A 579-nucleotide genomic window follows, 5' to 3' on the forward strand; every position below is an offset into this window, starting at 1 on the left:
GGTCGGCTTGAATCGCCACTTGGAACGCCGGCTCTACCGGAATAAACATCAGCACATAATCGAGACTTTGGATGCCTTTGAGCTTGTGGTAATCCTTCATGCTCAAACCTTTGATGTGCGCACGCAGTGCGGTGAGGTGAGCACTTAACGCGCGGTCGCGTTCAGCATCCGTTTCGGCATTAAAGTAGCGCTCGTACGCCACCAATGCCATTTTCGAATCGACCACCACTTGCTTGTTTTGTGGCAAATGCACAATCACATCCGGTTGGTAACGCTTACCCGCTTCGCTCTGTAGGTTCACTTGCGTTTCGTACTCGTGCCCTTCGCGCAGCCCCGATTCGGCTAAAACGCGCGCCAACACCACTTCACCCCAGTTACCTTGCTGTTTGTTATCGCCTTTGAGCGCTTGGGTCAGGTTCACGGCTTCTCGAGTCATTTGTTCATTGAGGCGTTGCAGATTTTTCAGCTCATGCACCAACGTATGACGCTCTTTAGCTTCTTGGCTAAAGCTGTCGTTGACTTGCTTTTTGAAACCTTCTAACTGCTCTTTTAACGGTGACAACAACCCTTCTAAACTTT

Annotated in this window: 1 protein-coding gene; it reads right to left on the minus strand. The window is 50.3% G+C overall.

The features are described from left to right. Positions 1–579, minus strand: a 579-nt coding sequence (gene rmuC, locus R7044_RS26900; RefSeq protein WP_225456191.1) for a DNA recombination protein RmuC, incomplete at both ends; no start/stop codon positions are given.

The sequence above is a fragment of the Vibrio sp. 1402 genome, from assembly GCF_033340275.1.